This window comes from bacterium (assembly GCA_019912885.1).
Taxonomy (GTDB): Bacteria; Lernaellota; Lernaellaia; order JACKCT01; family JACKCT01; genus JAIOHV01.
In genome coordinates, this window is sequence record JAIOHV010000033.1 from 1 (window position 1) to 6,555 (window position 6,555).

Consider the following 6,555-nt stretch of genomic DNA (forward strand, 5'->3'; position numbering starts at 1 on the left):
CATCGTGCGCATCAGCGACGACGGCGCGGCGCTTGTCTTTCGCGGGCGCGTGCGCGGCCGGGAGAACGGCCGCGCCATCGTCGCGCTCGATTACGAGCAATACGAGGGCATGGCCACGCGCGAGTTGCACGCGCTGGCGGAACAGACCGCCGAGCGATTTTCGCTTTCGCGCCTCTGGTGCACGCACCGCGTCGGCCGCGTCCCCGCCGGCGAGGCGAGCATCGAGGTGGCGATCGACGCGCCGCACCGCGCCGAGGCGATCGAGGCGCTGGCGTGGTTCATCACCGAGTTGAAGTCGCGCGTGCCGCTGTGGAAATGGGGTGTCACGGCTGACGGCGAGCGATTCGCCTGCGACGCGCCGGGCGACGCCAAGGCACCGCGGCCGGGCGACGCAAATTGAAGGCGCCGTATTTCACGCGAGAGACCGCATGCGTCAGGATGCGGTTGTTTCCCTGCGGTACACGGGGAGCACGGGGGAGCCACGGAGGCCACGGGGGGAATAATGTCCATCAATGAAATTACCGGCACGATCGTTCAATCGGCGATCAAGGTGCATAAGGCGCTTGGGCCGGGTTTGCTTGAGAGCGCATACGAATCGTGTCTGGCACACGAATTGCGCTTGCGGGGAATTGGCGTCGCAAGGCAGGTTATTCTTCCTCTTGAATATGAAGGCATGGTGGTTGAAGCAGGTTTTCGTATGGACCTCGTCGTGGAAAATCAGGTCATTGTCGAAGTGAAATCCGTGGAAAAACCGGCCCGCGTTCACGAAGCGCAACTTTTGACCTATCTGAAACTCAGCAATCTACCGGTCGGCCTACTCATCAATTTTTTCGCGCCGCGCGTGAAGGACGGAATCAAACGATTTGTCGGCCGGTCGTTCGCCCATTTCGTGGAACCGACGGAATTCGATGTGACCTGATTCCCCCGTGTCCCCCGTGTCTTCTCCGTGCTCTCTGTGTACCGTAGAAAATCGGAAACCAATCACCGCTCCGTCGATCTCGCGAACGGGGATGGGTATGGAGACAGGGGTGAAACATGAAGCTCCGGCTGACAAAGACCGTCCTTGACGCCGTGCACGAGCACGGGCGGCAGGCGTATCCGCGCGAGTGTTGCGGCGTTCTGGTGGGCATGCGTGACGGCGATATCTGGATCGCCGAACTGGCGTTTCGCGCCGCGAATCTGGCGCCCGAGGCGGCATTCGACCGGTACGACATGGACCCCGGAGACCGCCACCGGGCCGAGGAAGCCGCGCGCGAGGCGGAACTCGACGTGATCGGCTTCTACCACACGCACCCCGACCATGACGTGTATTTTTCGAAAACCGATCTGGAAAATTCCGAGGAATATCTGCTCGGCGAGCCGTGGCTGCCTCCGTCCTACGCCTATTTCGTCGTGTCGGTTCGCGACGGCGTGCCGCGAGATGGCGGCGCATTTGTCGTGCGCGAGGGGGCGTCGGAAAAAATCGCGGTCGAGATCATCGACGACTGAAGCGCCGCGCGTGCGCTTTGCGCGTTTCTCATTACAATAGGCGCGATCCACGTCGGGGTTTTTCCTTGCACGCGCGCCGAAACGAAATTTTCGCGGTCGCCGGTCTTGTGACCCTGGGATTCGCGGTGCGTCTCGCGTTTCTTCTTCTCTACGAAAACATGTTCAGTTGGGAGGCGGAGGACTACTCCAAGATCAACCTCGTTTACGACTGGATCGCCGCCGACAAACCGTATCCCGATCCGAACTTCGGCCCGCTGCATACGTGGATCATCTACGTCCTCGCGTTCCCGTTCGGCGACAAAGTGCTTCCGGTGCGCGTGTTTTCGCTTGCGTGCGGCGTCGCGGCGCTGCCCGTGTTCTGGTCGATCGCCCGGCGCGAGATGAAAAGCGGCCCCGCGCTTGCCGCGCTGGCGTTCTTTTGCGTTTACCCCGTGCACGTTCGCGCGAGCGCGACGAGCCTCGCCGAGGCGCCGTACGCCCTGGCGTTCTTCGGCGGCCTCGCGTTGTGGTATTCCGCCCGCGCGGGCGAGCGGCGCGCCGTCGCCAAGCTTGCCGGCGCCGCGGCCGCGTTCACCGCGGCGGGCATGCTGCGCTTCGAGGCGTGGTTGTTTTTCCCGGTGCTTTGCCTTGCGCTCATACCACGCGGCTTTGCGCGCGCGGCGCTGTTTGGCGCGATGCTCGCGTTGTTTCCGCTATGGCACATGGACGTGTGCTGGGCGACGCGCGGCGACCCCTTCGCCTTTGGCGCGACGAGCGCCGCGAGCTTTGAGCTTTACCTGCCGCAGATGGATATCAGCTATCGGGCGACCGCTTGGCCGCAGGCGTTCTGGCACGCGCTCTCGCCGCCGCTTTTCGTCGCGTGCGCCGTCGGCCTGGGATGGGCGGCGGCGGTGCGGCGCGGCGGGATGCTCCTCGCCCTTTTTCTCGTGCCGTATCTCCTCCTTTCCTATCGCACGCTGAACGGACAGCTCGATCCGGCGCTTTTGCGTTACAGCGTCGTCATCGCCGCGCTGTTGATCCCGTTCGCGGGCGGCGCGTGCGCGGATATCCCCGCGCGCCTCTTCTCGCAGCGCAAGCACCTTGGCGCTGCGATCGCCGTCGCGCTTGTCGCAAGCATCGCGTCCTTCGAGGGATACTGGGCGGTCGTGCAGGCCGAGGAAAATCGTCTGCCCGACGATATCCGGCAAGTCGCGCGCTTCCTGCGCGAGGCCAGGCCGGACGACCGCATCATTCTGGACAAACGGTTCCACCCGTACCTCGTCGTCGAAAGCCGGCGCGATCCGTCCACCTTCCGCACGCTGCTGTACGACCCCGGCGGCATCAAGGAGTGGGAGGAATACCGCGCGGTCGTGCCACGCCTTTTCCCGCTTGCGTATCTTTCGCCGGACGCCGCGGTGACGTGGGGGCGCGACATCAAGCGCTACAACAGTGAGGAGTTCGCGCGGACGATGCGCGAATTCGACCCGACGCTCATCGTCATCGATTACGAATCCGGCGGGAACCTTCAGGCGTTCCGGCTTGGGCCGACCGTGACGGAAACCGTGGAATACGGCCGGCGCTTCACGCGCGTCCTGCGCACCGGCGATTTCGCGATCTTCCGCGTCGAACGCATCGAGGGCGAAGACGACGGGCTGGGCGAAATCGCGGCGCCCGAACGCGCCGAGGACGACGCGCCCGAGCCGCCGGGCGACGCGGGGGGCGCGCCATGAACCGGCGTACGCTCATCACGATCCTTACGATCGCCGTCGCCATCGGCATCGGGGCGCGCGCGTTTTCCTTTGTCGCGGTCCGGAACATCGAGGGCAGCGAGCAAGAAGGCTACAGCAAGCTGCAACTCGCGACGCAATGGGTCGACGGCCCGCGCGCGTATCCCGATCCGAACTTCGGGCCGTTGCACGCGGTGCTGATCGTGGCGGCGTGGCGACTGACCGGCGACATCGTCATCGGCAACCGCGCGTTTTCCGTTTTGTTCGCGCTCGCAACGTTCGCGCCGTTGTTCGTCTTCGTGCGACGCACGCGCGGCAAGACCGACGCGCTCGCGGCGTGCGCGATTTATGCGCTCTGCGCGCCGCTACTGGTCGTCGGCGTCGTCACGTTATCCGAAGGGCCGTACCTTTTCTTTTTCGCGCTGTCGCTCGCGTTTTGCGCCGTGGCGATCGACGCGGAGCGCGACGGACGCGCCGTGCGTTTTGCGATCGGGCTCGGCGTGGCGTTTTCGGCGGCGGCGGCGCTTCGTTTCGAAGGCTGGATGTTCCTTCCCGTGTGGCCCGCGTATCTCGCGTGGCGGCGCGGATGGAAACCGGCTCTTGCGGCGGGCGCCGTGCTCGCGATTTTTCCCCTCGCCCATATCGTCATGTCGGCGCGCATCGCAGGATCGCCGTTCGCGTTTCTATCCGCCGCGCAATCGGCCGCGTTCGTCAACGCCGGGGACGTGCCCCTCGTGCAGCGCGCGCTCGGCTGGCCGGGCACTTTCGTTGCGATTCTGGGCTGGCCGCTTGCGTTCGTCGCGCTCGCGGGGCTCGTCAACGATCTTGTTCGCGGGCGCAGCCGGCTGGCCGCGGGATTGTTTCTCTGGCACTTCGCGGTGGTCGAAACGCAGGCGCTCCGCGCCGCGATGGCGCCGGAGCTTGCCCGCTACGCGTCGCTGATGGTGCTGTTGCTCATCCCGCCGACGGCGGGACTCGTGACCGACGTGGTTCGCTACCTCATACGCACGCCCGTCGCGCGCGCGGTCGCCGCGGCCGGCGTAGGACTTGCGATCTCCGCGGCGAGCCTGCCCTACCTTTTCGGTATCGCGCAGGCGGCCGCCGCCGCGCGCCCGGCGTTTGTCGCGTCGGAAGCGCTGCGCTACGCGATGGACCCGGCGGATCGCGTCCTCATCACGACGGACAACCACGGATTCATGGTCGTCGAGTCGCGCGGCGACTACCGGCAATATCGCTACGCGGATTATTTGCCGGAGGGGCCGGCGACCCCGGAGAGTGTCGACAGGATCGTCCGCGAATGGGCGCCGACGCTGATCCTGCTGTCGGAGAACGACCCGACGCTTGCGGCCGCGCTCGGCGTGAGCGACTGCGCCGAAACGGAAATCAACGGGCACACCTTCCGGCCAATCCTCGACGAGCCGCCCTGGTGCCTGCTCGCGCGGTCGCGCGAATGACGACGCGCCCGCGCCGCGTCGGGTTCGCCGCCATCGCCGTCGCTTTCGTTCTCGCGGCGGCGGAGATCGCGCTGCGTGTCGCCGGATACGCCGCGCCGGTGAGCGCGCTCGACTACCGGTTGCGGGTGATCGGCGAGATTGTCGGCGAGCCCGACGCCGATCTTTTCTGGAGCGTGCCGAAACCGCCACCGGATTTTCCTGCCGAGGTCCTTGGTATCGTGGCGCTCGCCGATTCCGTCGCGGTGATGGATGGCGGGGCGGGATATCCGGAGGATCTGCCCGCCCTTATTGAAGCGCGCGGCGTCGTCGATCGGGAGGTGCGCGTCTACAACGCGGGCGTGCCGAACTACACCGTCTTTCAGGGGCGGAAGTTCTACGAGCGCGACCTGGCCGGCCACGGCGCGGACATCGTCACGATTCACTTCGGCGTGAACGACCACTGGCGCGCGGTGGGCTCGCGCCCGGATTCACAAATCCGCATGCCGCCGGCCACGCTTCTCGCGACGCACCGCGCGCTATTGACGTTCCGCCTCTATCAGGCGATTCGCGCCGGGATCTTTCGGCCTTACGACAAGGCCGCGCGCGACCGCCCGTTTCGCGTGCCGCCGGACGAATACGCGCGCGAGCTCGCGCGGCTTGTCGCGATCGTGCGCGCCGACGGGGCCAGGCCGATTCTCGTCGTGTCGCCCTATCTCGCCGGCGGCGCGGACTGGGAACCGGATCACCGGCGTTATCAGCAAATCACGCGGGAGGTCGGCAAGGCCGAGCGCGTGCCGGTCGTCGATGTCGCCGACGGATTTCTACACGCGCCCGGGCTGTTCCTTTTCCCCGACGACGATCCGATCCACATCACGCGGGAGGGCGGGCGCGTCATCGCCGAAGCCATCGCCGATGCGGTCATGGCGAATGCCGAATCGGGAATCGGGATTGCGGAATGATCGCAAGCGCCGCGGCGGCCGGCGTCGTCCGGCAACCAAAATAAGGACCGGCATCAAAGTTTCTCGAACGACCACCACCAGTGGTCATTGGGGTATTCGCCAGCCATGAGGCGAAGTTCGCGGACGAGGCCGACATGGCCCCGAATGTGTTCCCGATGGCGAACGATGGCGGCCCAAACCCGTTTGAATTCGTCCGGATACTTCGCGGCGGACCAGCCCTGGTGTTGCACGCCCCAGCTCATGTCGCCGAATATTTCCGGGACGTAGTCGTCGTCGTATTTGTCGAGCCCCTCGAACTTCCGGACGACGTCGTTGATGTTGACTTCGTAGGCAGCCACAGCGAATTCTCCTGATTCTCCGGCGCAAGATATCCCTTCCGATTGATACTTGTCCTCGCCGTCACCTTCGCGGGTCGTCGAAAAATGTACGCATGAGGCTCGCGAAAACGACGGTCTGCGCGACGGCCATGTAGATCGCCATCCAGACGAGGTCGGCGTGGACGAGCGCACCGGCAGCGTCGAGCCGCGCAATAAAGCCGGGCAGGGGCGGCAAACCCGCGATGACAAACCGCGACAAGAGTCTCGCGCCGCTCGCGAGGCGGTGCGTTCCGCCGGCAAGCGCCAGCAACACCGCTGCCGGCGCGTGCACCGCGAGCATCAATTCCCCGGCGGCGAGCGCGTGGCCCGGCGCGCGCAGCGCGGCGCACCCAACGGCGAGAATCTGAAACCCGATCGAAAGCGCCGCGAACGCATCGCGAACACGCGCGGATCGGCCGCCGAGCGCGAAAAGCGCGGCGGCGATCATCCCGGTGGCGGCGATCGCGTAAAGCGCCGGCGCCCAGATCTCGCGCGTGGCTTGTCCCTCGAACGCGACGAAGTTCAAGAGACGAAAGAGCGCCGCGCTTGCCACGGCGGCCGCGGCCGCGGGCATCAAGCGCGACCAGGCCGAACTCGCCCAAGCGCTCGACGA

8 protein-coding genes are annotated in these 6,555 nt (G+C 65.9%); 6 read left to right on the top strand and 2 right to left on the bottom strand.

Features of this window, described 5'->3' with window-relative positions:
* From K8I61_02535 to K8I61_02560, 6 genes are all read left to right on the top strand, one after another.
* Positions 1 to 400 (top strand): molybdenum cofactor biosynthesis protein MoaE (locus K8I61_02535; GenBank protein MBZ0270887.1); only part of this gene is annotated, 400 nt, incomplete at its 5' end.
* Between the two features lie 102 nt (positions 401 to 502).
* Entirely contained in the window at positions 503 to 919 is a 417-nt protein-coding gene (locus K8I61_02540) for a GxxExxY protein (protein ID MBZ0270888.1), read from the top strand.
* Positions 920 to 1,035: 116 nt separating this feature from the next.
* Positions 1,036 to 1,488, top strand: coding sequence for a M67 family metallopeptidase (locus tag K8I61_02545; protein MBZ0270889.1), 453 nt, complete (start codon positions 1,036 to 1,038; stop codon positions 1,486 to 1,488).
* 65 nt (positions 1,489 to 1,553) lie between these two features.
* Entirely contained in the window at positions 1,554 to 3,197 is a 1,644-nt protein-coding gene (locus K8I61_02550; GenBank protein ID MBZ0270890.1) for a glycosyltransferase family 39 protein, read from the top strand.
* On the top strand, positions 3,194 to 4,648 hold the full coding sequence (locus K8I61_02555; protein MBZ0270891.1) for a glycosyltransferase family 39 protein: 1,455 nt from the start codon (positions 3,194 to 3,196) through the stop codon (positions 4,646 to 4,648). The genes K8I61_02550 and K8I61_02555 overlap by 4 nt, the downstream gene beginning before the upstream one ends.
* Positions 4,645 to 5,586, top strand: a complete 942-nt coding sequence (locus K8I61_02560) for an SGNH/GDSL hydrolase family protein (GenBank protein MBZ0270892.1) — start codon at positions 4,645 to 4,647, stop codon at positions 5,584 to 5,586. Before K8I61_02555 ends, K8I61_02560 begins: the two co-directional genes overlap by 4 nt.
* Positions 5,587 to 5,639: 53 nt before the next feature.
* Here the strand turns inward: K8I61_02560 and K8I61_02565 are convergent, their stop codons facing one another.
* Together K8I61_02565 and K8I61_02570 are read right to left on the bottom strand one after the other, a co-directional pair.
* Positions 5,640 to 5,924 carry a hypothetical protein gene (locus K8I61_02565; protein MBZ0270893.1) on the bottom strand — a complete coding sequence of 95 codons (285 nt, stop codon included), beginning with the start codon at positions 5,922 to 5,924 and terminating at the stop codon, positions 5,640 to 5,642.
* 61 nt (positions 5,925 to 5,985) lie between these two features.
* A partial coding sequence (locus K8I61_02570; protein MBZ0270894.1) for a hypothetical protein occupies positions 5,986 to 6,555 on the bottom strand: 570 nt, incomplete at its 5' end.

Bases quoted from the DNA above. Each gene is read 5' to 3' on its own strand.
- K8I61_02540 (MBZ0270888.1), top strand. From the start codon at position 503: ATGTCCATCAATGAAATTACCGGCACGATCGTTCAATCGGCGATCAAG.
- K8I61_02545 (MBZ0270889.1), top strand. From the start codon at position 1,036: ATGAAGCTCCGGCTGACAAAGACCGTCCTTGACGCCGTGCACGAGCAC.
- K8I61_02555 (MBZ0270891.1), top strand. From the start codon at position 3,194: ATGAACCGGCGTACGCTCATCACGATCCTTACGATCGCCGTCGCCATC.
- K8I61_02560 (MBZ0270892.1), top strand. From the start codon at position 4,645: ATGACGACGCGCCCGCGCCGCGTCGGGTTCGCCGCCATCGCCGTCGCT.